Below are 23,168 nucleotides of genomic sequence, written 5' to 3'. Positions count from 1 at the left end.
CTGAGCCACCTGGCATACGGAGCGGTGGCCGAGCGGTCGAAGGCGCACGCCTGGAAAGTGTGTATACGGTAACCCGTATCGAGGGTTCGAATCCCTCCCGCTCCGCCACATCTCACCGTATGTTATTGATTTAGAGAGATAATATACGCCGATTCGGCGTCGATCCTCGTTTCTACCTACAATCACTCGTTTCTACCTACAATCAGAAGGTGGCTTGCGCGAGCCGTGCCAAAATCTTCGTACCGTTCGGATGGCTACGATTTGCCACGCAGCTTGACAGATGGCTGGCGCTACGACAAAATTTCAACAGCTTCACGCGAATGGGCGTTGCGCCCTGTCCGGCGTTTCGCCAGACATGCATGGATTGAACGGTATTGTCGGCTCGGTTAGGCCTAGGCGGGATCGACATTCATGATTCCCAAAAGGTCTGAAGGCTGATTCATAGGGCTCCGTGTTGAGGCGCGGAGAGTATGATGGCAGTCAAGCGATACGAGTTGAACGATGGTCAGTGGGCGAAGGTGGCGCCCTTGCTGCCGGGCAAGGCGAGCGATCCGGGTCGGACAGGATCAGATAACCGCTTGTTCGTGAACGGATGTTTGTGGGTTCTACGCTCAGGGGCTCACTGGTGCGACCTGCCGGGGCGCAGGCCGATCTTGCGCCGGATGTTCGAGATGTGGGTATCGACGGTTCGCGTCTGGAGCGTCTTGTTACCACCCCAAACCGTCTCGAACACATAGGAACGCGACAGTGTTCTGTTCAGGTTGCGGAACAGCAGCAGGGCCAGGCTGAATTCCAGAGCGGTGAGCTGGACAGGATCGCCGTGAATGCTCAGCGTTTCCGTTCTCGTGTTGAACGCGAACTGTCCGTATTGCTCGAGATTGCTTAAGCCGGATTTCGGATAGGCAAGACGCAGCAAGGCGCGCACGCGCGCCAGCAGTACCGCCGGCGATACCGGCTTTGCGATATATTCATCGACGCCGGCATTGAGCGCGCGCACGATGTCGTCCTCGTCGATGCGGCTTGTCAGCATGATGACCGGGACATGGGTCGTATCGCGATGTCTTAACCACTTGACCAGGTCAATTCCGGATATTTCCGGCACATTCCAATCAATGATAAGCACGTCGAAACTGTCACGTACCAGGAAGCGCATGAGTTCTTGGCCGGTAAAAAAGGATCGGCAGCAATAGCCATCTTCAATTAGAATATTTTCGATTTGTTTTAATAGGGTAACATCATCTTCAAGGATGCCGATGCGCATGTTATGGTCTCAACAACACGATGCGGACCATTGCTCAATTTGAGTCATGGCCTGCCGTGCTATCCCCTCTCGTTGGATGTCCATGGTCGAGTAGTGCACAGGTCCGGGGCCTAACAGGGCGCCTTACATTCTTTGACATTTCCGGCCGCAACGAGCCCTGCGGCCAGCTTGCGGAACGAATGTCGGCAGACGTCAGGCGTTACTGCCGAGGCTCCGGGCACAACAGCGCTGCACACTTGCGAGCACAGACCGGCAATTTTCAAGCGCGCGGTGGTTTCGGTGTCCTTCACCGGGGCCGCTGGTCATGCCCCTGACGAGCATGTGCGGCGGGAGACCGATGAACCGGCCAACCTCCTCGCTTGCTTGGCGATCAGGCTTCGGGAGCCTGATGCTCAGGCCGCGCTCGGGGCCAGGCGGCCCGATGGCGCTGGCCAAAGAACGTCGACATGAACGCAATGCTTTGCAGACTCATTCGCGGCCGCTCATATGACGAATATGAGCGGTGCCTTACGCGTCAGTGGAGGCGGTCCGGGATCGCGCCAAGGCGCCCATCGGGCCATCCTAACCTCGCCGATCATGCAAACCTGGCATTGTTCTTCGGGCGTTTATGGCAAGCCATCCCCATGCATCCCTTCCCTTGTTCCCGACCGGTGCTCCCGATAGGGCGACTTTTGCGAACGCGAAACCTAAAGGCCCCGATTCTCGCGATAAAGCCGCCTATCCTGACTTCATATGTTAAAAAAGCTGAACAATTGGCTTCTCGCGGCGGAAGCGAGCTACCTCAGCCAGTCGGCCACGCACCAGCCAACCCCCAGGAAAACCACCCATAAGGCGATGGACAGCGGCAAGGCGTTGATCAGCCCGATCAGGAATGGTGAAGCGCAGTCGTCGGTCGCTTCCGATGTCTCGGGCTCAAGATCGGCGTCTGGCCTCCGCCACGGCGTTGGCCTGTTCGCCCCGACCGAATCCGCACTGTCGTACCGAGTTTCCAATCTGTCCAGTTTGTGAGTTCTCTTCACCGATGTTGTCCCATCCACGGGCGAATAGGCGTCGGAGGCTTCGGCCAATTACCCTGCAGCCATTCGACCCCGGCTTCCCGAGCCATTTGGTATTGTTCGGCTGTCTCAACGCCTTCGGCCACGACGAAGGCGGCGATCGCCTGTGCCAGTTCGACAATTCTCTGAAAGATCTGCCGGTCGCGGTCGGACAGGCCCGCGCGCCGCAGGAAGTAGCCATCGAGCTTGACGATATCGGCCGGCAAAGCAAGCAGGTTGCGGATCGAGGCAATGCCCGTGCCGAAGCCTGTCAGAACGACGCGGCACCCCAGCCGATGCATCCGGTCGGCAAAGCCGATGGCCCGGGAGATCAGCGTCGGCGAGATTTCCGGCAGTTCAATGAAGAGCCGGCGCGTAAGATCGGGTTTGCCTCTCAAGCTGCCTTCGATTTGCGCGGCCCAACGTTCTGCCACAAGGCTGGCCAGTGACACGCTCATGCCAAAAGCCATCGTCGAAGGCGCGGCATCGAGTTCGTCGAGCAACCGATCAAGGATATGCAGGTCAAGAAGCGGGGCGAAGCCCAGACGATCAAGCGCTCCCAGCGCTTCGTGCGGGACAAAAGGGGCCGTCGCCCTCTCGTCGACCGTGTACGGGGATGCCTTGTAATACAGGACGTTGGAACGGTCCGAGAAATGTTCGATAGCCTGCCAGGCCAGCAGCAGTTCCCGTTTGGCGGTCTTTGCCAGGAGCGCGGCCACCGACGCCATGTCAGCCCGATATTGACGGCGCCATTCCGTATCATAAGCCGCATGGACCGCCGCCGGGTCTGACGCGGCAAGGGCGTGCGGTGCGAAGGGCCCGGCGTGGCCATCGTGTTGCGGCGACACGTGCCAGGACGGCAATACGTGGACTTTTCGGCCGTCACAATCGAACGCCTGCATCGACAGTTCCGCGCAAAGGCTCGGCGCAAGGCGCTGCCAGGCCAGTTCCGGCGTTGCCCCTTGCGCGATCAGTGATGCGGGCAGGCATATCTCCAGCCAGTCGTCGTCGGTCGGAACGGCTTTTGCCTCAATGACTTGGTCCCGATCGCCGGGGCGTTGCGCCAGTTTCGCGATGACCAGTCGACGCACCTTGTCCGCCGCGTGGGATCCAAAGGCGGCCTTGATCTGATGCAGGTTATCGAGCCGCAGATAAGGGCGCGGATCCCCTGGGCAGATGACAGGATTGTGTTCAGCGTCCGAAGTCCGCTTGCTTTCGGGCTGTAACGGAAACTGCCCCAAGATTGTCCCCTACACGAAGTCTTCACGATCAGCGCGAAGGCGCGAACCAATGGCGTGCCCCTGGACGATAGCGTCCTCATCCACTGGGCCGTTCAGCCTATAGACGCTCTCTCCGGGGTTAACTGCAAATAATTGTCAGGATTAAGGGAGGGGAGATACTGGAACTCCCCGATAACTGAAATATAATGCCAAAATATTGAAACTTGATTTCCGATATTATTGGCAAATTTCCGTCATATCCGGCCTTTTAGGAGATAAATTTACAATATTTAACAGTCTTGCGGATTGTAACGACCTATCAGCGGGGAATGAATGCTGAGACTCGAATGAGCCTTGGGCACTTTGTGGTTGCATGATGGGGCAGGAACTATGAACAAGACATCGACCCGTGGGGGAATGGCCGGCGATCAAAGGACGGCCGCCTCAGCGCACTTCGGCGCGATCGTCGGGGTGGTCGGAGCAGGGTGGACGTTGCGCCGCCGGATCATGGCAATCCTTCGTCTTTCCTGCCTGACGCTGGGCATGGACCGTCGGCGATCGGGCATCGGTCCGCTCGGCTTCGGTGGCAAAGTCTCGCGCGTCCATGTCACGGGGCTGTCCGTCATTCGCTGGGCCGGCGCACGGCAATCGGGCTTTCAACCCCTGGTTCTGGCGGGAAGCCTGCTGCCGATACTGGCTCTGGCGGTGACGACACCGGCCAGCGCGCAATCGCAGGTCGTCATCAAGGGGGAAGGTTCGGGCATTGCGCTGTGCCCGAACGGGTCCTCGCCGTTGGGCGCGGCTGGCATCGGCACTTTCCAGCCCAATTGCGGTGTGCCCGGCCAGGAGGCGAATGTCAGGATCGGCAGCAGTGAAACCGGCGCGGCCATGCCGGACAGCCAGCGAGCCGTCTTGATCGGCACGGCGGCGGGTCAATACGTGACGGGTTCCGATGCTATCGCCATCGGAACCAATGCCGGGGGAGGTAGCGGTTCGGCTCATTCCCCCGCGATCGCCGCGATAAGCATTGGCGCCGATGCGGCGGCGACGGGTGACTATGCGCTTGCGGCAGGCGTCGGTGCATCGGCCACGAGCAATCGGAGCATCGCGATCGGGCCGGAAGCGGTGGCCACCAAGAACAGCGCAATCGCTCTCGGCAATGGTGCCATGGCGGGCGGGGTCAACACGATCTCGATCGGTACCGGTAATGTCGTGTCTGGCGACAATTCGGTGGCGATCGGCGACCCCACCACGATCACCGGCACCGGCACTTTCAGTGTGGGTAACAACAACGGCACGATCGCGGCCAATTACAGTGGCGTGTTCGGCAACAACAACGCGATCAATGGTGCGCTGAGCGACGTGCGCGTGATCGGGAACAGCAACACCGTCTCCGCCGACGGCGCCATGATCTTGGGCAATGGTGCCGAGGTGACGGGCGGCAGTGGCCTCGCGCTGGGCAACGGCGCGCAGGTCACCGTGGCCAACGGTGTCGCGCTGGGTTCGGGCTCGATCGCGACTACGGGCCCCGGCGTGGGCGGCTATGTTCCCACGGGCGCTAGCGTGGCCCATGCCGCTGCGGTCGCCGCCACTACCAGTTCTCTTGGCGCGGTGAGCGTGGGCGATGTCGATCAATACCGCCAGATCACCAATGTCGCGGCGGGCACCGCCGCCACCGATGCAGTGAACGTCGCTCAGCTTCAGGCCGCGCAGGACGCGGCGACGACCCACTACTACAGCGTCAATGACGCGGGCACGCAGCGGGCCAATTACGCCAACGATGGTGCCACGGGCATTGACAGTATGGCGGCCGGCGTGGGCGCCAGTGCCGCTGGGGTCAACGACACCGCTGTCGGAGCTTACGCGGGCGCCAATGTTACCGGCGGCATGTCTGGCACATACCTGGGCACAGCCGCAGGCATCCGTTCGACCGGTGGGCTCAACACCTATGTCGGCTTCAACGCCGCCGCCGATGCGCAAGGCAGCCAGAATGTGGCGTTGGGCTCCTCGGCAGGTGGCCTGGTGAACGGCGACGGCAACGCGGCCGTCGGCTATGGCGCGGGCGTCGGGGTTCAAGGCGATGGCAATTTCGCGCTGGGCTATCTTGCGGGCGGCGCGATGACTGGCGACGGCAACGCCGCCATCGGACGGTTCGCCGGACTGGCAGCCGTGGGCAATCGCAACTACATCTCCGGTGAGTCGGCCGGTATCGCCACCGAAGGCAGCGACAACATTGCAATCGGCACGTCGGCGGGCACCGGCTTCTCTATTGATCCAGCTTCCGGCGTCGTCACCGATCACGATGGCAATCCAGTCGGCAGCGCCGACCCTGTCCATGTCGCGCTGAACGACACCGTAGCGTTGGGTAACCGCGCCTATGTCGCGGCTGACCGGACGATCGCCATCGGTGCCAACAGTGAAGCGACTGCCGAGGATGCGCTGGCGCTGGGCACCAATGCGGCAGCGACCGGGGTTGATGCCATCGCCATTGGCCGGGATGCATTGGCCACGGGTTCGGTGGCCATGGGTGCCGGTTCCAAGGCGGGCGGTGGCGGCGCGGCCTTCGGCGACAATGCCGATGCGGGCGGCACCCCGCTCAGCGTGGCGACGGCCATCACCAAGGGGACGGCGCTGGGCAATGGCGCGGTGGTGACGCAGAGCGAGGGCGTCGCCCTGGGCTCGGGCTCGATCGCCGGCACGGCCGCAGGGGTCGCGGGCTATGTTCCGGCCGGGACCAACGCAACCCGGGCGGCGGCGATCAACGCCACCACCAGCACGCTGGCGGCGGTTTCGGTGGGTGACGCGGCGAACGGCCAGTTCCGCCAGATTACTGGCGTCGCGGCCGGCACTGCCGCCAGCGACGCGGTGAACGTCGCGCAGCTTCAGGCCGCGCGGGACGCGGCGACGACGCATTACTACAGCGTCAATGACGGCGGCACGCAGCAGGCCAACTACAACAACGATGGCGCGACGGGCCTCGACAGTCTGGCCGCCGGCGTCAACAGCACCGCCGCCGGCATCTATGGCGTCGCGCTTGGTGCCGGTTCCGAAGCGGCATCCGGCAACAACGTGTCCGTTGGGCGTGGCGCGGGCCAGGGTGCGAGCGGGAAGAACAACACTGCGCTGGGTGTCTTCGCCGGTCAGAACAACTCCGGTGAAGAGAATATTTCCATCGGCTTGGCCGCAGGCTCAGGTGGTGCGGGTAACGGCCAGATCAGCATCGGGACATTCTCCACACCGGGCATCGGTGCCGATCGTGCCGTTGCAATCGGCTATGGCGCGAGCACGGCTGCGAATGCAGTAGATGCCGTGGCGATTGGTTCAGCACAGGCGAACGTCGCGGGCTCGATCGCGCTCGGTTCGGGCTCGGTCGCGAGTACGGCTGCGGGCGTGGCGGGCTACGTGCCCACCGGCGCGAGCGGAGCGCAGACCGCCGCGATCAACGCCACCACCAGCACGCTGGCGGCGGTTTCGGTGGGTGACGCGGCGAACGGCCAGTTCCGCCAGATCACGGGCGTCGCGGCGGGCACGGCCGATAGCGACGCGGTCAACGTGGCACAGCTTCAGGCAGTGGCCGCCGACGCGGCGGCCGGCCAGTCGCATTACTACAGCGTCAACGACGGCGGCACGGCGGGCGGCAACTACAACAACGATGGCGCGACCGGCTTAGGCTCCCTCGCCGCCGGCATCGGTGCCGTCGCCACCGACAGCAATGATATCGCGGTCGGCTTCGGGAGCGCCGCGACGGGGAACGAGAGCCTCGCCGTGGGCAGCAGTGCCGCTGCGTCCGCCCAGGGAACCGTTGCGATCGGCAATCTTACTACCGCTTCGGGTGACTATGGCGTCGCGGTCGGCGCAGGCAGCAGCGCCTCGGGCGTCTCAAGTTCCGCGTTCGGCTCCACCGCCTATGCTTCCGGTTATTCCGCCACTGCGCTGGGCGCTATCGCCAATGCATCGGGCGACTACGCGGTTGCGCTGGGCACCGGCACCTCGGCGTCCGGTTACGGCAGCATCGCCAACGGTCTCTTCAGTTCGGCTACCGTGGACAACGGGGTTGCGCTGGGTTCGAATTCCGTTGCCAACACGGCGGCCGGGATCTCGGGCTATGTGCCCACGGGGGCCAACGCCGCGCAGGCGGCAGCGATCGCGGCCACCACCAGCACGCTGGGCGCGGTCTCGGTTGGCAATGCGGCGAACGGCCAGTTCCGCCAGATCACTGGTGTCGCGGCCGGCACCGCGGATAGCGACGCGGTCAACGTCGCCCAGCTCAACGCCGTCCAGGCGGTTGCTGGCGCGGGATTCAACGTGACGACGGGGGCGTCGGGCACCGGCACGGTATCGGGCACGTCGGTGGCGAATGTAGCGCCGGGGGCGACGCAGACGATTACGGCGGGCAACAACATCTCGATCGCCCAGAACGGCACCGGCCTGACGATCGCGACCAATCCCGATCTGATCTCGAACAGCCTGACCACCGGCAATACCACGGTCAACAACGCCGGCGTGGCGATCGCGGGCGGGCCGAACGGCACTGTGGCGCTCGCCAACACCGGCCTCGATAACGGCGGCAACACGATCACCAACGTTGCGGCGGGCGTGAACGCGACCGACGCCGTGAACGTCAGCCAGCTGCAAGCCGTTCAGGCGACAGCCGGGGCAGGGTGGAACGTGACCACGGCGGCGACGGGCACCGGTACGGTAACGGGCACGTCGGTGGCGAACGTGTCGCCCGGAGCGACGCAGACGATCACGGCGGGCAACAACATCTCGATCACCCAGAATGGTACCGGCCTGACGATCGCCACCAATCCTGACCTCATCTCGAACAGCCTGACCACGGGGAATACCACGGTCAACAACACCGGCGTGGCGATCGCGGGCGGGCCGAACGGCACCGTGGCGCTCGCCAACACCGGCCTCGATAACGGTGGCAACACGATCACCAATGTCGCCGCCGGCGTGAACGCCACCGACGCGGTGAACGTCAGCCAGCTCCAGAGCGCCGTGGCGGCGAGCCAGACGCATTACTACAGCGTCAACGATGGCGGCGCGGCGCAAGGCAATTACGCGAATGACGGCGCGACGGGCTCCGGCGCGCTGGCGGCGGGCGTTAACACCACGGCGAGCGGCGATCACGCGACGGCTATGGGCCAGAATTCGTCGGCCTCGGGCACAAACTCGCTGGCTCTGGGCACAACGGCGAACGCCAGCGCCGAGCACGCAACGGCGATCGGCAACAACGCCATGGCAACGGCGCAGGGCGCGATCGGTATCGGCTGGACCGATGGCGTCAACGGCGGCGCCAACGGAGTGGATTCGGTTGCCATCGGTTCCGGCAGCTCGGCGGCGCAGGAGAACAGCACCGCGCTGGGTGCCTATGCCGACGCAGCGGGTACCAACAGCCTGGCGCTTGGCGCCCATTCGAGCGCAACCGTTGACGATGCCGTCGCGATCGGCGCGAATTCGACAGCGAGCCTCGCCGGCGGCGTCGCGCTGGGCTCGGGCTCGGTGGCGGATACGGCGGCGGGCGTGGCGGGCTATGTTCCGACCGGGGCTAACGCCGCTCAGGCCCAGGCCGTCACCGATACGACCAGCACGCTGGCGGCGGTCTCGGTCGGCGATGCGGCGAATGGCCAGTTCCGCCAGATCACCGGCGTCGCGGCCGGCACGGCCGATAGCGACGCGGTGAACGTCGCCCAGCTCAAGGCGGTCGAGGCGGTTGCCGGGGCGGGGTGGAACGTGACCACGGCGGCTACGGGCACCGGCACCGTTTCAGGGACGTCGGTAGCGAACGTGGCGCCCGGAGCGACGCAGACGATCACGGCGGGCAACAACATCTCGATCACCCAGAACGGGATCGGCCTGACGATCGCGACCAATCCCGACCTCATCTCGAACAGCCTGACCACCGGAAACACGACGGTCAACACCAACGGGCTGACAATCGCGGGCGGGCCGAGCGTCACCACCACGGGGATCAATGCCGCCAATACCGTGATCACGAATGTCGCCGCCGGCGCGGTGAACGCCACCAGCACCGACGCGGTGAACGGCAGCCAACTCTATCAGGTACAGCAGGTCGCCAGCGCCGGGTGGAACATCAGCGCGCAGGGGGCAAATTCCAGCAACGTTGGGCCCGGTGGTTCGGTGGACCTGCGCAACTCGGATGGCAACATCGTCGTATCGAAGTCGTCGAGCAGCAACGATGTGACGTTCAATCTCGCCAAGGACATCACGGTCGATACCATCACGGTCAATGAAGGCGCGAACATCGCCAATACGCTGAACGTGACAAACAATAACGTGACGATCGCTGGGGGAACCACGATCAACGTCGGTGGCAACACGATCAACAATGTCGCGAATGCCACGCAGAACGACCAGGCGGTGAATCTCGGCCAGCTCAACGACGCGGTGGACAATGTTCACCTCGGTTTCTCGGGCAACGAAGGGGGCACGGTGACCCGTTACAACGGCGAGGTGCTTGCCATCCGGGGCGGCGCCACCACGGCCGGCACCTATTCCGCCGGCAATATGAAAACCGTCACCGATGCCGCGACAGGCACGGTGACCGTCCAGATTGCCGACAGCCCGAAGTTCGGCAACGTCGTCATCAACGACGGCGCGACCGGGAAGATCACGGGCGTGACGGCGGCAACGCTTTCGGAGACGAGCAAGGACGCGGTCAATGGCAGCCAGCTCGTCGCCCTGGGCAACAGCGTGGCCGATGCGCTCAGCCCGTCGTCCAGCTACAACCCGACGACCAACACCATCAACACCTCGATCTCGGTCGGTGGCACCACCTACACCAATGTCGAGGCGGCGATCCAGTTCGCGGGGCAGGGGTGGAACGTCACCACGGGCGCCGTGGGTACGGGCGTGGCCACCGGCACGAGCGTGGCCAATGTCGCGCCCGGCGCCACGGCCGCGATCATCGCGGGCGACAACGTCGTCGTCCATCAGGATGGGAGCAACGTGCAGGTCGCCCTCAATCCCGACATCAAGGTCAACAGCGTCAGCGTGGCTGGAGGCCCGACGATCAACTCGGGCGGGATCTCGCTGGCGCCCGGCGACACGCTCGACATGGGTGGAAACAAGATCGTGAATGTCGCGGCGGGGACCGCGCCCACCGACGCCGTCAACGTCAGCCAGCTTGCCACGGTGCTGGATCAGGCGAACGACTATACCGACGATGCCATCGCCGGTGTCCGATTCGATCTGTCGCGCTTCCGCAGGGATGCGAACGGGGGAACCGCCTCGGCCATGGCGATGTCGCAGGTACCGCAGGCCTTCGAACCCGGAATGGGGATCGCCGGCGTGGGTGTCTCGACCTGGCAGGGAGAGCAGGCGGTAGCCTTCGGGCTGTCGAAGGCATCGGACAATGGCCGTGTGATCATCAAGGCCACGGGCACCTACAACACGCGAGGCCAGGGCGGCGGTGCGGTCGGGATGGGCTTCCAGTTCTGACTCGGCCTGCTCGGGAGGCGAGCCGCGCCTCCTGGTTGTCAGCACTTCATCCCGTGAAAGGATTTCTGATGATAGTTCGTAAATCACTCGTTGCCCTGGTTGTCGCGGGCGCTTTGCCGGCCGCCGTTCAGGCAGAGACGCCCATGGGTCTGCCGGAATCTCTTCCCGGCACGGATTCGGCGGCGGTGTTTCCCGATCCGACCCATGCGACGCGCAAGGCCGGCGCTTTCGTCCCGCCTCGCAATGTGGCGATGGTCGTTGCCGGCCTGACTAAGCAGCAGGTCTATACCCTGCTGGACGTTCCTCACTTTCATGAGGGACTGTTCGGTGTTCGCCGGTGGAACTACATCCTCAACTTCTACACGGGTTCGGGCAACGACCATCGCTCGTGCCAGTACCAGATCCGGTTCGATGCCAAGGCACGCGTCGAGGCGGCCTATTTCCACGATCAGTCCTGCGCCGATCTGCTGGCGAGCACTTTCAGGGCGCCTGCCAAGGCCGTGACGGCGGCCTCTGCGGTCGAAGAGCACTGATCGTGCGAATGACCAGCGTGTTCCAGCAAGGGATTTCCCAGATGCGTTATCTATTGGCCTTTCTGTGCCTTCTCTTCGCGGTTCCCGCTACCGCCCAGGACGGCGCGCGGGACGTGTCCCATTTCCTCAATGCCGCGGTCGCGACATCGCAGAGCGCGGGGCAGGGCGGAGGAGCGCAACTCTGGGAAGGCGCATCGCCGATCCTGAAACGCTCGGTGACGCGCGACGCTTTCGCCAAGGCCCTTGCCAAGCGGACCGCCTTTGGCGCCGTGCGTGCCATGGACTGGAGCAATGTTTCCCATGTCCGCGTGACTGAGCCAGGCAGGAACTTGCCGATGGGCGAATACGTCACGGTATCGCTGGTCTGGGTTAATGCCACAAATACGGTGCTGAAAGAGCAAGTCTCCTTCGTGCTCGACACAGACAAGGTCTGGCGTCTTTGTGGATATTTTCTTGAATAGCTGAAAGTACCGCAATCTTGATGACGATCTCTCGCGAAGACATTCCGTGCCAATTTCAAGAAGCGACAACGGGTGTCGAGGGCGTCGGTCACAGGCCACTGCCCAGTGGGCTTGTCGATCCGATGGTGTCAACTGGCCGGGCCGCCGTTTTCAGCGTTCCCCCGTGCGGCCCGGCCCCTTGCTTCGCATTGAGGCCGCAAACAGCCTCTCGGATATGGTCCGCACGATCCGACGCCTCCGCAATTTCCCTTTCAGTTATTATTGTCAGCGCAACGAATTTGGGGTTTTGCTTATGAGCAGGGGGCGCTCTCGCGGTGAAACGGCCGCGATGGCAGGCGCGTTGCTGATCGCCGTGTTCGGCCAGGCCCGGATCGCTTTCGCCGGTTCAGGTCAATATCTCCAGTGCGTGCCCTATGCGCGAGCGACATCGGGAATCCAGATCCATGGCGATGCCTGGACCTGGTGGGAACAGGCGCAGAGCCGGTATGAACGCGGGACGAATCCGCGCGTGGGCGCCGTCATGGCGTTCGAACCCTATCGGAACATGAACCTGGGGCATGTTGCGGTCGTGAGCCGGATTGTCGATCAGCGAACCGTGCTGGTCCGGCATGCCAACTGGTCACCGATCAACGGCATGAGGGGGCAGATCGAAAACGATGTCGTCGTGCTGGATGTGTCGCGGCGGAACGACTGGAGCACGGTGCGCGTGTGGTATGCGCCGCTTCAAGGCCTTGGCAACACCGATTGGCCGGTATCCGGATTTATCTATCCCAGGCGGCCGGCCAAGCTGCCTCACGCCGATGCGATGCGCCGGCCGGACCCGATTGGCGAAATCATCGCGAAGTTCGAACGGGAGGAAGGCGCGGATCGAAAAGTCATTCGCGGGAACAACGATAATTGATCAATCGTCGTTGTCCATCCGGTCGCGAATATAGCCGTAATTTCGGCGAGAAATTCGGCTTCGAGGGTGAAAGGACCAAGGGTTGTTGATCGATTATCGCGGGCTGGGAGATTTTCTCGCGGCGGCCGGCGGCGATCCCGAAAGGGCCGAACGTATAGTCCAGGAACTGCTTCTCCACCAAAAGGGAACGCGGATCGAAGTGTCATACCTTGAGCAGATGCGCCAGCTTCGCGCATCTCTGGACCTGCGTCTTGCGGACTTTGCCGTGAAGCAGGCTAAGGATTCGGAAATCTTTAATTGCGGAATGATGCTCTTCCGCAATGATGTGGCTCTATATCACGCTGCTTTCGCCGCAAATGTTAAGTCAATGCGTCTGTATATGAAAGTTATTGCCGGAATTCAGCTTACTATCCTGCTTGTAATGGCTCTTCTTGTGAAACAGAGCTTTTGCTGGAGTTAACTGCTTCAGGGTGCGGCAGGCCGTACCGTTGCGATCGACTGGGCAAGCGCCGTGTAGAGCGCGTGGCTTTGGGCCTCGTTCAGCGCCTTTCGCACGGTTTTGCGCGCGCTGGCCTGGGCCAGAACTTCGTTCCCGCTGGCCTCCTCCGCCTTGACCTGAAGTACATATTCAACCCCCTTTCGCGGTCTGGTCGTCGGTGGTGAGGATGTGGTTTCGGGCGCCGGCGGAACCGCCACGGTGCGCGCATCGTGCTCGGCCAGGGCGATCTGCACCACGACCTGTGGCGGTGTGTCGGTCTTGCCGAAATTGCATTCAGGCAGGACGATTCCAGCAAGGCTGGGGGTGAACTGCGGATCGGCATCCGGCAGGCCGGAGCCGATGATGCTGCACGTAATCGCACCGGGGACGGGCCTTACGAAACCGGCGACCCGGACAGAGCCGTGGTGGCTGCAGCCGGCTAGCAATGCCGCGAATGCGCCAGCTCTGAGCGCGGTGCGCAACGCCCGCATTTTCTTCATAATTGGTCCGTGTTGCGGGAGCGTCATGCGGTTTCGTTGAACCGCGTGAACTGCGCTGTCAAATTCACGATATGTACGGTCGAAAGGGGCGACGAGGGCCTTTGTCAAACGAACGTGGTGTCGATGAGAAGTGGCGGCGGTGTTGTCAAAGGGGTGGCGGACAGCGGATCGGGATGAGCACGGCGCCAGTCGCCCCGTGCCGATATCTCTACTCATCGCCGGGCGCCATATGCGCGATAGCGGCCAATACGACTGGCGCGGAAGCAGATCACCGCATTGTCGCGGGCGTCATCCTATCGACTTCACCTGCCTGCGGTGAACCGGATCAGGACTGCAAGCACGGGTTTTTCAGCACAATCCGCCCAGTTGTGGACGATCCCACACGCGCGGAAGCGGAATGCGGCTTCCGAAGGGCGTTACACCGATGCGATGCGTCAGCCGGCGCGGGCCGGATGCACGAGGCGTGGGGCGGTTTCACGCGATGTGAGGAGGGCCGGCAAGCTCAACGCGGCCACGCCCATCATGATGAATGCCGGAACAAGCTCGTTTCCGGTAAGTCCGATGAGCCATTCGGCAAACAGCGGGGACGCGCCCCCGAACAAGGCGGCGCCGATGTTGAAGGGGAGGGCAAATCCGCTGTAGCGGATGTCGGTGGGGAAAGCCTCGATGAAGAAGGCGCCGAAGGTCGAATCGTTGAGGGCCAGGAACGTCGCCATCAGAAGCTGGACGACAAGGGCGACCGCGAACCCTCCATGCGGCAGGGCCAGGAACAGGGGATAGCTGAACAGCAGCAGCAGGACCGAGCCGGCGAGCAATATCGGCCGCCGGCCAAATCTGTCCGAAGCCGCGGAAAATACATACAGCAGAGGCAGATAGGCGATCAGGGCGATCGTCGTGATCGCTCCGGCCTGCGCCGAGGGCATGTCCATCTGCACCTCGAAGTACGTCGCCATGTAGGAGAGGATGATGTAATAGCCGGCGTGGTTGACCGAGATCACCATCAGCAGTGCGACAATAACCCGCCAGTGCCGCGCCATCAGCGTCTTTATCGGCGCTTCGGAAACAGCGTGCGCTTCCTGCAGCTGCGCGAAGTCCGGCGTCTCTTCCAGGCTCTGGCGTATTCCCAGGGCGATCAGCGTCAGTATGCCGCCCACCAGGAACGGCAGTCGCCAGCCCCACGCGAGCATGTCATCGACGCCGAGCGCGCCATGCAGCCAGCTCGTCAGCGCCGATGCCAGCATGAAGCCGGTCGCGCTGCCGAGCGGCACCACGCTTACGTAACGGCCGCGCTTCCGCGGCGGGGCGAACTCGCCCACCAGCACGGCGGCGCCCGAATACTGTCCGGCGGTGAAGAAGCTCTGCAGCAGCCGGATGATGACCAGGAGAAGCGGCGCGCCGATGCCGATCGTGGCGTATCCCGGCAGAATGCCGATCGCCAGTGTGGCCATCCCCATCCCGGCGATGGTCAATATCAGGCTCTTCCTGCGGCCGATGCGGTCTCCGTAATGCCCCCAGAACAGTCCGCCGATCGGGCGCATGGCAAACGACAGCGCAAAGATCGCGAACGTCTGGATCAGGGCCGCCGTCTTGTCGGCTTGCGGAAAGAACACGCTGGCGATCGTGGTCGCCAGATAGGAATAGGACGCGTAGTCGAAGAATTCGACGACGGTCCCCATCCCCGCCGCGGCCAGCGCCCGTCGCTGCTTCTTCCGCAAGGCGACTTCCGTACCGGATGGACTGGACTTGAGCATGGGGCGGACTCTGTTCCTCAAAAATCGGACAGGGCAAAGCCTGACGGGCATTTGACACGCTCGAGCGGATGGCAGCTACCGCATGGGCAAGCCGCCAGGCTCGAACTTCGTCTCCTTCCGGCAAGCCTGGCTGCGCAGCGTGCCGCATGGCGGCGGCGGCGCCTTGGCAAGCGCGCCGGGGATGACCGGCAGCAGGATGCGCGACGGGTACTTTTCCGAATGATAGACCCGGTTGATCGACGGCGCGCCGGCGGGAATGCTGGCGATGTTGGGGTGCGGAATGGGGTTGGGCGCCGCCACCGTCAGTTCCAGGCGGTGCCCCTGCCTCACCACATGCGCGATCGGTGAGAGCAGGGACAGGCGTATCTCATAGATCTTGCCCGGTTCCAGCATCTCGCTCTGGTTATAGAAGGGCACCACCTCGTCGGCGTAGCTTTGCTCCTTGTCGATCGCGCGCAGCGAGGCGCGCAGCAGGCCGGACTGGAGGAACAGCACGTTGCCGTCGGGATCGACGTCCTTCAGGGTGAGCGCGACGTCGGTATCGTCGCCATTGTCGATGCTGAGGTACAAGGTGACTTCCGGGTTTCCGAGCAGCGTCATGTCCGCGGTCATCGGCGCCGTCCGATAGTTCAGCACGCCGCTTTCATTGGGCACGAGCGCAAACTGGGTATTGCCGCCGACGAGCTCCGTTCCGATCGGGTAGAGATACGCGCGGGCGCCATCCTCCGCGCTGGCCGCCGGCTTGTCGGGCGAGAGCGCGGCGTCGGCGGTGAGATAGAAGGTCTGCCGTTCGACTTCGGGAGCAGGCCAGGCGGCGTGCGCCGTCGTCCACCCCGCGACCGACTTCCGGGGATCGCCGTCGGGTTCCTGGACTTCCCAATAGACCGCTACCGGCGGCTCGTTCTCGATCCCGTTCTTCACGCCTTTCAGCCAGCGCTCAAGGAAGCGCATCCGCTCGTTGTCGGCCAGGCTGTAGCCGCCCGGCCCGCCGTTGCCGTGATTGCCGTTCATCAGGACGAGCCGCTTGTTCTTCACGTTCGGCATCAGCCGGGAAAACAGGCGGGCGCTCTCGCGGGCGGCGCCCCCATAGTTGTCCTGCTCCATGGCGATGATCATCGTGGGAACCGCGACCTTGCCGGCAACGTCCTTGGTGGCGAGGTTGGCCGCATCCCACCATGCATCCTTGAGCGGATGCTTTCGCACCTCATCGAAGAACGCATAGGCGAGGGTTTGCCGGTCGCTGCCACGGATCGCGGCGCATTCCTTGTCGCCCCGGCTGATGCGCCATTGCGCGCCGCGGGCCTGGGTCACGTTCTCGGTGTGGATCACGTATCCCGCGGTCGATTCGATCTGCAGCATTCCGCCTGGCGAGAGCCAATATTCGTAGCCATCCTCGACCCCGCTCGCCACCAGGGCCCTGAGGTGCGGAGGCCGGTGCGACGCGACCCAGAACTGCAACGTGCCGAGCGACGAGTTGCCGATCATCCCGACATTGCCATTGCTCCAGGATTGCCGGGCGATCCATTCGACCACTTCGGCCCCATAGATTCCTTCCTTGGCATCGAAGCCGTCCACCCAGTGCCCGATGACCCCTTCCGAGCAGCCGGTGCCCGGGAAATTGGCCCCGACATAGGCGTAGCCGGCATCGAGAAACGCCTTGGCGGTCTCGAACGATGTCGAGTTCCCATTGTAGGGGGAATAGGCGAAGACGGTGGGATGCCGGCCGGTCTTGGGGCGATAGGAGACATAGGCGATGCGCGTGCCATCCTTCATCGGAACATAGGCGATATCGCGCACCACATCGGCTTCGGTGTAGTCCGCCGCGTGGCCCGCCGTCGCCGTGAGCATTGCCAGGGCAAGCGCGCACGCCGTGCCGATGCCGCGCAGGTGGCGTCGCAGCCACAGTCTAAACCGTCCGTCTTCCCGCATGTGCCGTGTCTCCGTTATTATTGCCGCGCGCTTCCTGAACGGGTGCATGTGAAGCCGTTCGGGAAGCGTAGCCCCACGGGGGGCGTCGTGTCTCAGGCGGATCGCCCGTTCCCCCTCACAGGTGGAAGCGGACGCCCAGCCGGAACACTCGCCCTTCCGCGTCGTAGAGCGTCGGGTTGGTTTGCCAGTCCTCGAGGTAGACGCCGCTCAGGCCGACGATCGCCGGATCCTTGTTGGTGATGTTCTTGATGTTGAGGAAGACTTCGGCGCTGCGCCGGCCATCTTCCGATGCGAGCAGCGCATAGCTGGCCGAGAAATCGAAATAGATCGCGCCGGGGATGTGGTTGTTGTTCACCGTGATGTTCGGCGAGACGGAGACGGGGCAGCCCGTCTCGCATTCGATCCAGGCGTTGTTGTACTTGCCCGCACTGATGCCCCGCGCGGCGAGCGTGAGGCTGAGCGGCTCGGCATCATATGTCGCCGAGGCCTGCCAGCGCCACGAGGGAGGACCGTTGCCGGCGTTCTCGCCCGCGGAGTCGGTGGGCACCGACACGCCCGATTCGAAGTAGTTCCTGATGTAGTGCGATGCCAGCCCGCGCACTCGCAGGGTCGCGCCGGAGCTGCTGAAGACCGATGGAACGGCCGTCGCATAGCTGACTTCGAAATCTATGCCGCGTGCGTTCTGCCGGGCGAGGTTGAACGGCTGGCGGTTGATCACGTTGTGCAGCGAACCGGCGATGAGATGGCCGACATCGGACGTGCCGGGATTGATCGCGGCGCACAGGTCCGCGTTGCCTTGGACACACAAGTCGACGATCTGCTGGGTCGAAATGTTGGCGATGACGTTCTTGATGTCGATGTTCCAGTAATCGACCGAAGCCTGGAACCCCCGGAAGAACGAGGGCCGGAACACCACGCCGATGCCGGTCGTATCGGCCTTCTCCGGGGTGAGATCGGGATTGCCGCGATTGATGCCGGTGACCTGGACCGTGGCGCCGAAATTCGGGCCGGGCGCACTGTCGACGACCGTGCCCAGGCTGGAGGTGCCGGCGTTGAACACCTCGGAGATGTTGGGCGCGCGAATGTCGCGCGAACGGCTCACGCGGATGGTCAGGTCGGAAATCGGGGTCCAGGTGAGCCCCGCTTTCCACGTCGTCACATAGCCCGCATCGGAATACTGGGTCGCGCGGACGGCGGCGTTAAGATCGAGGCTTTCGAGGAACCGGGTGCCCCGCGCGAGCGGGACGACGGTTTCGAGGAAGCCTTCGGTGACCTTGAATTCCCCGATGGTCGGTTGATAGTTGCCGGCATAGAACGCGCGCTGCAGGTCCAGGTCGCTGCTGTGGCCGGTCGATTTTTCGGCGCGGTGCTCGACGCCGGCCGCGATCGAAACCGGGCCCGCCCAGGTCGAGAACGGCTCGCCCTGGAGCGATCCGGCGACGACATCCTGGGTGAACTTCTGGAAGCGGTAGCCGTCGTCGAGGATGTAATCGAGCTGAGTCGGCGAGTTCACGTTCACGCCGAACGGATTGTAGGCGACGCAGCCGTCGTTGGGATTGGTGAGCGTCGAACGGCAGATGATCGCGCCGGTCCCGGGATCGCGAACCGAATCGAGGGCCTGGGCGAACTTGTCCTCGACGCGGTTGTTGATCGACCGCTCGGTGTTGCGGGTGATGCCTTTCTGGTAATAGGCACTCCACGTCCAGTTCGCGCCGAGCGCGTCGAAATCTCCGTTCAGGCCGAAGACGAAGCGGTTGGAGACCCGCTTGTTGTCCGTATGGACAAAGCCCATGTCCTGGTTGCTCGAGCCCATCGTCAGCGTCGTCAGGTCGTTGGCGATCGCCAGGTCGCGGATGGTCTCGTCAAGGAACGCGTTCGTCACCGGCACGGTGATGCCGCCGTTGTCCTGATAGCCATAGGCCCTGGACGAATAGCGATTGTCGGACCAGGCCCACTGCCCGAAGACATGGATCGAGTCGGTCAGGTCGTAGCTGAGCCGGGCGAACAGGTTGCGCATCGACATCTTCGGTTCGAGCGACTTGCCATCGGTGAGGTTGTAGTTCTGCTCCCGCCACTCGCCACCCTGCATCAGGTCGCCCGAAACGAGATCGCCATAGTTGTACTGATACGGCGTGCCGCCTTCGCCGAAGGCGATCCCCTTCAGCGGGCCCGAAACGATGATGCCGCCCCTGCTGGCGCGCGCCGGGCCGACCTCGTCGAGCAGGAGGCGCTGCGGAACGTCGCGGCTCTGGCCCGGGCCGGTTCCATAGGCCGGGTTGGTCAGGAACACGCGGCCGTGCGCGTTCCACGGGCGATCCACGATCGGGATGCCTTCCTGGTGGCTGGCCTGGCCGGAAACGATGACATGGCCGCGGCCGCCGGCAAACGCAGTGCCGGCGGTGAGCGACGCGTTGTAGTTGGCGTTCTCGCCATAGTTCGTGATGCCGCCCGAGAACTCGCCGCCGATCCCGGTGTAGCGGGTATCGAGCACGAAGTTGACGACGCCGGCGACCGCGTCCGAACCGTAGGCCGCCGAAGCGCCTCCGGTCACGACGTCGATGCGCTGGATGAGCTGCTGCGGGATCGAGCCGATGTCCACCCGGCCGTCGATGGTCGAAGGCGCGGCGCGCTGGCCGTCGATCAGGACCAGGGTGCGCGTGGCGCCGAGATTGCGCAGGTTGACCGAACTGACGCCGGCGGTTCCATTGTCGATGCTCTCGGTCGAATTCGATGGGGTGACGTTGCCAGAGAAGGCGGGCAGCGTCGTCAGGAAATCGATGACCTGTGACGACGTCTGCTGCTGAAACTGCTCGACCGTGACGACCGTCGTCGGCGTGGGCGCCTCGTACCCGTCGCGGATGACGTGCGTGCCGGTCACGACGATTTCCTTGCCGGGCGTGTCGTCCGCCGGCGCTTCGGGCTCGGCCGCAGCCGCGACATTCGCGATGACGAACGTCGAAAGCGCGCTTGCGGACATCAAGGTCGTCACAACACGGTGCAGCGGGAGTGGATTTGCCGTCCGGGCAGAATATCGTGTGCGCCTCATGGAATATTTCTTTCTTATTGGTTAGGACCCGTCGATTTTTCCCCCCTCCCTTGTTACCCTAATCTGCCGATATCTGTTCTGGCAGGTCAGGATCGATGTACGGAATCGATGGCGGGTATCGCCCAAATTCGCGTATTTCATCGAGCTGAAGAACGAAGTTTTCTTCCCGATTACGCACGGCCCCCGGACCGCAACGTCTCTACAGCTATTCATATTTCTGTAACTGAGCGGTTTGCAAAGCAACTGACGATTTTTCATCGTCCTGTGAATTTCTTAAACACCGGCAACGCAACAATCTTGCTCAGCAGGCGGCAGAGAAACAAGCCAGCCAGCATCACGACGCGGAGTTTTTGCTAAAGTATTCAGGGTTATGCGCGATGGTGAAGCACTCTCGCCATGCGTTCCGTCCGGCGGGTCGTCGGCGAGCGGCCCGTTCAAATGCATCACGGGCGGGGTTCATCTCGCTCTCACGCGCGCCAGCCTGTCGACGGCGGCGGCACGATCACGATCCCGGCCCGCGTGTCAGGATCGCGCCACGCGCTGCTTGCGATCGCCGGCTTTCGCGAAAGAGGTTTCATCCACCAGCCAGTTGCAGAATTCCTGCGCGGCGGTGGTGGGCGCATCCTGCCGGAACAGCATGTAGTTGCGCTCCAGGAATATCTCGTCGGCGAACAGCTGGGTGAGGTTGCCCGCGTCCAGATCCTCGCGGATGAGATCGGTGGGGCAAAGCGCCACCCCGTGCCCGGCGATGGCGGCGGTGCTCAGCAGATTGAAGTCGGCGAACACGGTCCCGACCTGGGCGTTGCCCGGCGCCATGCCTTGCGCGGCGAGCCAGGCGATCCAGGTCGAACGCTCCTCATCGTGCAGGAACGTCGCCTGATTGAGCGTCGCGATATCCGCGACGAACCCGTTCGCCTGAAGATACCCCGGGCTGCACACGGGCGCGAGCGCGCCGGAAAACAGCACCTTGCTGTGCAGGTTGCCGACATACTTCCCGTCGAAATAGGTTATCACCACGTCGAAGCCGGCAAGGTCGCCCTTGAAGTGCTGGGGCGCGTAACAGACCTCCAGTTCGATGTCGTGAAATTCCCTCTGGAACGTGGGTATCCTGGGGATGACCCAGCGCGTCGCGAAGGACGGGATCGCCGCCACTCTCACCGACTTGGCGCTGCCCAGCCTGCGCAGCCTGTTGCTGGCTTCGGAGATCAGGCCGAAACAGTCGCCGACGAGCTTGCTGAATTCGGAACAGGCGGGCGTTGATATCACCCCGTTGCCGGTGCGAATAAACAGTTCCTTGCCGAACCATGATTCCAGCAATTTGATCTGGTGGCTCACCGCCGAATGCGTAACGCACAGCTCTTCGGCGGCCTTGGAAAAACTACTGTGGCGCGCGGCGGCTTCCATGGCCCGCAGGGCTCCCAGGGGAGGCAGTGTGATCACGCTGTAAGAATCCCTCACATCAGGGCCAGAAATCGTCATTTGCATGTCGTTCAAAGCGATAGCAAAACCGCAGTTGTTCGCTGAGTCAAGGATCAATCAGAGCAACGCTTCAAAGCGGCGCGCAGCGACTTGACGTTTACCGAATTGCCTATGAAAGAGGGCCTGTCGCGGATTCCCGATCAATCGGCGATGGAGCATCTCTTTCCTGATTTTACTTGCGAAATTCAAATAAAGTTCTGGAAAAAGATGAAATCAATTTCGATTACGGATGCTCCGGCCGATGCTTGTACGCGCAAAGCCGTCAAGCCGGTCATCGCCTATCCGCCCGAAGGGCTGAAGCGGCTGGAGCTGGCGGCCTATCGGGCCGTGCGCGATGACCTGGCACTGGTGGACAGCGTGGTGATCCCGCCGCGCGAGGCCGGTTGCTGGACAGTGCCGCAGGGGCATTTCTGCCGCATCGTATGCACCGAAGGCTCGCAGGTGGGCGATCTCAACCTGTTCAACCTCGGCAATCTGGACGAGCGGCTCTACACCGGCAAGACGCGCGCGCTGTTCGGCTCGCATGTCGGCCCGGGCGATCAGCTCTTTTCCAGCCTGCCCTATCTGCGGCCGATGGCGACGATCACGCATGACACGCTGGACTGGTACGGCTTCGACGAGTTCGGCGCCGGGGTCCACGACGTGATCGGCACGCGCTGTGACCCCTATACCCATGCCTTGCTGAGCGATGGCGGCACGTATCATCATTGCTGCCATTCGAACCTCACCCGCGCCCTGGCGCAACGGACCGGCAAGACGCTGGACGAGGCGGAAACCTATGTCCATGATGTGCTGAATGTGTTCATGTGCACCGGCTTCACCCGCGACTCCGGCCAGTATTTCATGAAGGCGAGCCCCGTGCGCCCCGGTGATTACCTGGAGTTCTTCGCCGAGATCGACATCCTCGCCTGCATGTCCGCCTGTCCGGGCGGTGACTGTTCCACCACGCATTCCTCGGACATCGCGCGTTGCTATCCGATGAAGGCCGAGGTCTTCCGCCCCCGTGCCCTGCCCGATGGATGGCAGGCGCCCGCGCTGAACGGCTATGACCGGACCCATGGGACGGAACCCCCGTGGCGGGTGGCCGAAGGCGCGCGCTGAGGGGCCG

The 23,168-nt window shown here is 63.2% G+C and carries 15 protein-coding genes and 1 tRNA gene; 9 read left to right on the top strand and 7 right to left on the bottom strand.

The features are described 5' to 3' along the window. Nucleotides 1-18 precede the first annotated feature (18 nt). Nucleotides 19-108: transfer RNA gene (locus PYV00_RS00600), tRNA-Ser, on the top strand. Between the two features lie 362 nt (nt 109-470). Beyond that, the gene (locus tag PYV00_RS24385; RefSeq protein ID WP_428981598.1) at nt 471-737 is read left to right on the top strand and encodes a transposase; all 267 of its coding nucleotides are present in this window, start codon (nt 471-473) and stop codon (nt 735-737) included. On the opposite strand, the gene PYV00_RS00590 is transcribed toward PYV00_RS24385, so the two are convergent. Further along, on the bottom strand, nt 620-1,261 hold the full coding sequence (locus PYV00_RS00590) for a response regulator transcription factor (protein ID WP_275226294.1): 642 nt from the start codon (nt 1,259-1,261) through the stop codon (nt 620-622). The genes PYV00_RS24385 and PYV00_RS00590 overlap by 118 nt on opposite strands. A 732-nt stretch (nt 1,262-1,993) precedes the next feature. On the opposite strand from PYV00_RS00590, the gene PYV00_RS00585 reads away from it, so the two are divergent. Next, entirely contained in the window at nt 1,994-2,269 is a 276-nt protein-coding gene (locus PYV00_RS00585; protein WP_275226293.1) for a hypothetical protein, read from the top strand. Nucleotides 2,270-2,276: 7 nt separating this feature from the next. Here the strand turns inward: PYV00_RS00585 and PYV00_RS00580 are convergent, their stop codons facing one another. Beyond that, nucleotides 2,277-3,536, bottom strand: a complete 1,260-nt coding sequence (locus tag PYV00_RS00580) for an EAL domain-containing protein (protein WP_275226292.1) — start codon at nt 3,534-3,536, stop codon at nt 2,277-2,279. Between the two features lie 486 nt (nt 3,537-4,022). Here PYV00_RS00580 and PYV00_RS00575 point away from each other — a divergent pair, with 486 nt between their 5' ends. The 5 genes from PYV00_RS00575 (at nt 4,023) to PYV00_RS00555 (ending at nt 13,337) form a co-directional block, all read left to right on the top strand. Continuing rightward, nucleotides 4,023-10,982, top strand: coding sequence for a hypothetical protein (locus PYV00_RS00575; protein ID WP_275226291.1), 6,960 nt, complete (start codon nt 4,023-4,025; stop codon nt 10,980-10,982). Between the two features lie 53 nt (nt 10,983-11,035). After that, on the top strand, nt 11,036-11,515 hold the full coding sequence (locus PYV00_RS00570) for an outer membrane protein assembly factor BamE (protein ID WP_275226290.1): 480 nt from the start codon (nt 11,036-11,038) through the stop codon (nt 11,513-11,515). A gap of 8 nt (nt 11,516-11,523) precedes the next feature. After that, nucleotides 11,524-11,976, top strand: a complete 453-nt coding sequence (locus PYV00_RS00565; protein ID WP_275226289.1) for a DUF4019 domain-containing protein — start codon at nt 11,524-11,526, stop codon at nt 11,974-11,976. A gap of 214 nt (nt 11,977-12,190) precedes the next feature. Beyond that, nucleotides 12,191-12,877 (top strand): CHAP domain-containing protein, encoded by a 687-nt coding sequence (locus PYV00_RS00560; RefSeq protein WP_275226288.1) that lies wholly within the window; start codon nt 12,191-12,193, stop codon nt 12,875-12,877. A gap of 85 nt (nt 12,878-12,962) precedes the next feature. Further along, nucleotides 12,963-13,337: a hypothetical protein gene (locus PYV00_RS00555; RefSeq protein ID WP_275226287.1), complete on the top strand. Its 375-nt coding sequence runs from the start codon at nt 12,963-12,965 to the stop codon at nt 13,335-13,337. Nucleotides 13,338-13,342: 5 nt separating this feature from the next. Here PYV00_RS00555 and PYV00_RS00550 read toward each other — a convergent pair whose 3' ends face one another. The 5 genes from PYV00_RS00550 to PYV00_RS00530 form a co-directional block, all read right to left on the bottom strand. Next, complete coding sequence (locus PYV00_RS00550; protein ID WP_275226286.1) at nt 13,343-13,882, bottom strand: hypothetical protein; 540 nt, start codon at nt 13,880-13,882, stop codon at nt 13,343-13,345. 407 nt (nt 13,883-14,289) lie between these two features. After that, entirely contained in the window at nt 14,290-15,606 is a 1,317-nt protein-coding gene (locus PYV00_RS00545) for an MFS transporter (protein WP_275226285.1), read from the bottom strand. A gap of 75 nt (nt 15,607-15,681) precedes the next feature. Beyond that, nucleotides 15,682-17,454, bottom strand: coding sequence for a CocE/NonD family hydrolase (locus PYV00_RS00540; RefSeq protein WP_275226284.1), 1,773 nt, complete (start codon nt 17,452-17,454; stop codon nt 15,682-15,684). Nucleotides 17,455-17,650: 196 nt separating this feature from the next. Then, the gene (locus PYV00_RS00535; RefSeq protein ID WP_275226283.1) at nt 17,651-20,512 is read right to left on the bottom strand and encodes a TonB-dependent receptor plug domain-containing protein; all 2,862 of its coding nucleotides are present in this window, start codon (nt 20,510-20,512) and stop codon (nt 17,651-17,653) included. 591 nt (nt 20,513-21,103) lie between these two features. Continuing rightward, a complete protein-coding gene (locus PYV00_RS00530; protein ID WP_275226573.1) occupies nt 21,104-22,066 on the bottom strand; it encodes a LysR substrate-binding domain-containing protein in 963 nt (320 codons plus the stop codon). 201 nt (nt 22,067-22,267) lie between these two features. On the opposite strand from PYV00_RS00530, the gene PYV00_RS00525 reads away from it, so the two are divergent. Next, nucleotides 22,268-23,161: an urea carboxylase-associated family protein gene (locus tag PYV00_RS00525; RefSeq protein ID WP_275226282.1), complete on the top strand. Its 894-nt coding sequence runs from the start codon at nt 22,268-22,270 to the stop codon at nt 23,159-23,161. Nucleotides 23,162-23,168 lie beyond the last annotated feature (7 nt).

It is taken from the genome of Novosphingobium album (ex Liu et al. 2023) (genome assembly GCF_029076845.1).
Classification (GTDB): Bacteria; Pseudomonadota; Alphaproteobacteria; order Sphingomonadales; family Sphingomonadaceae; genus Novosphingobium.
The sequence above is the reverse complement of the archived record's forward strand: the minus strand, read 5'-3'. Positions and strand labels throughout refer to the sequence as shown.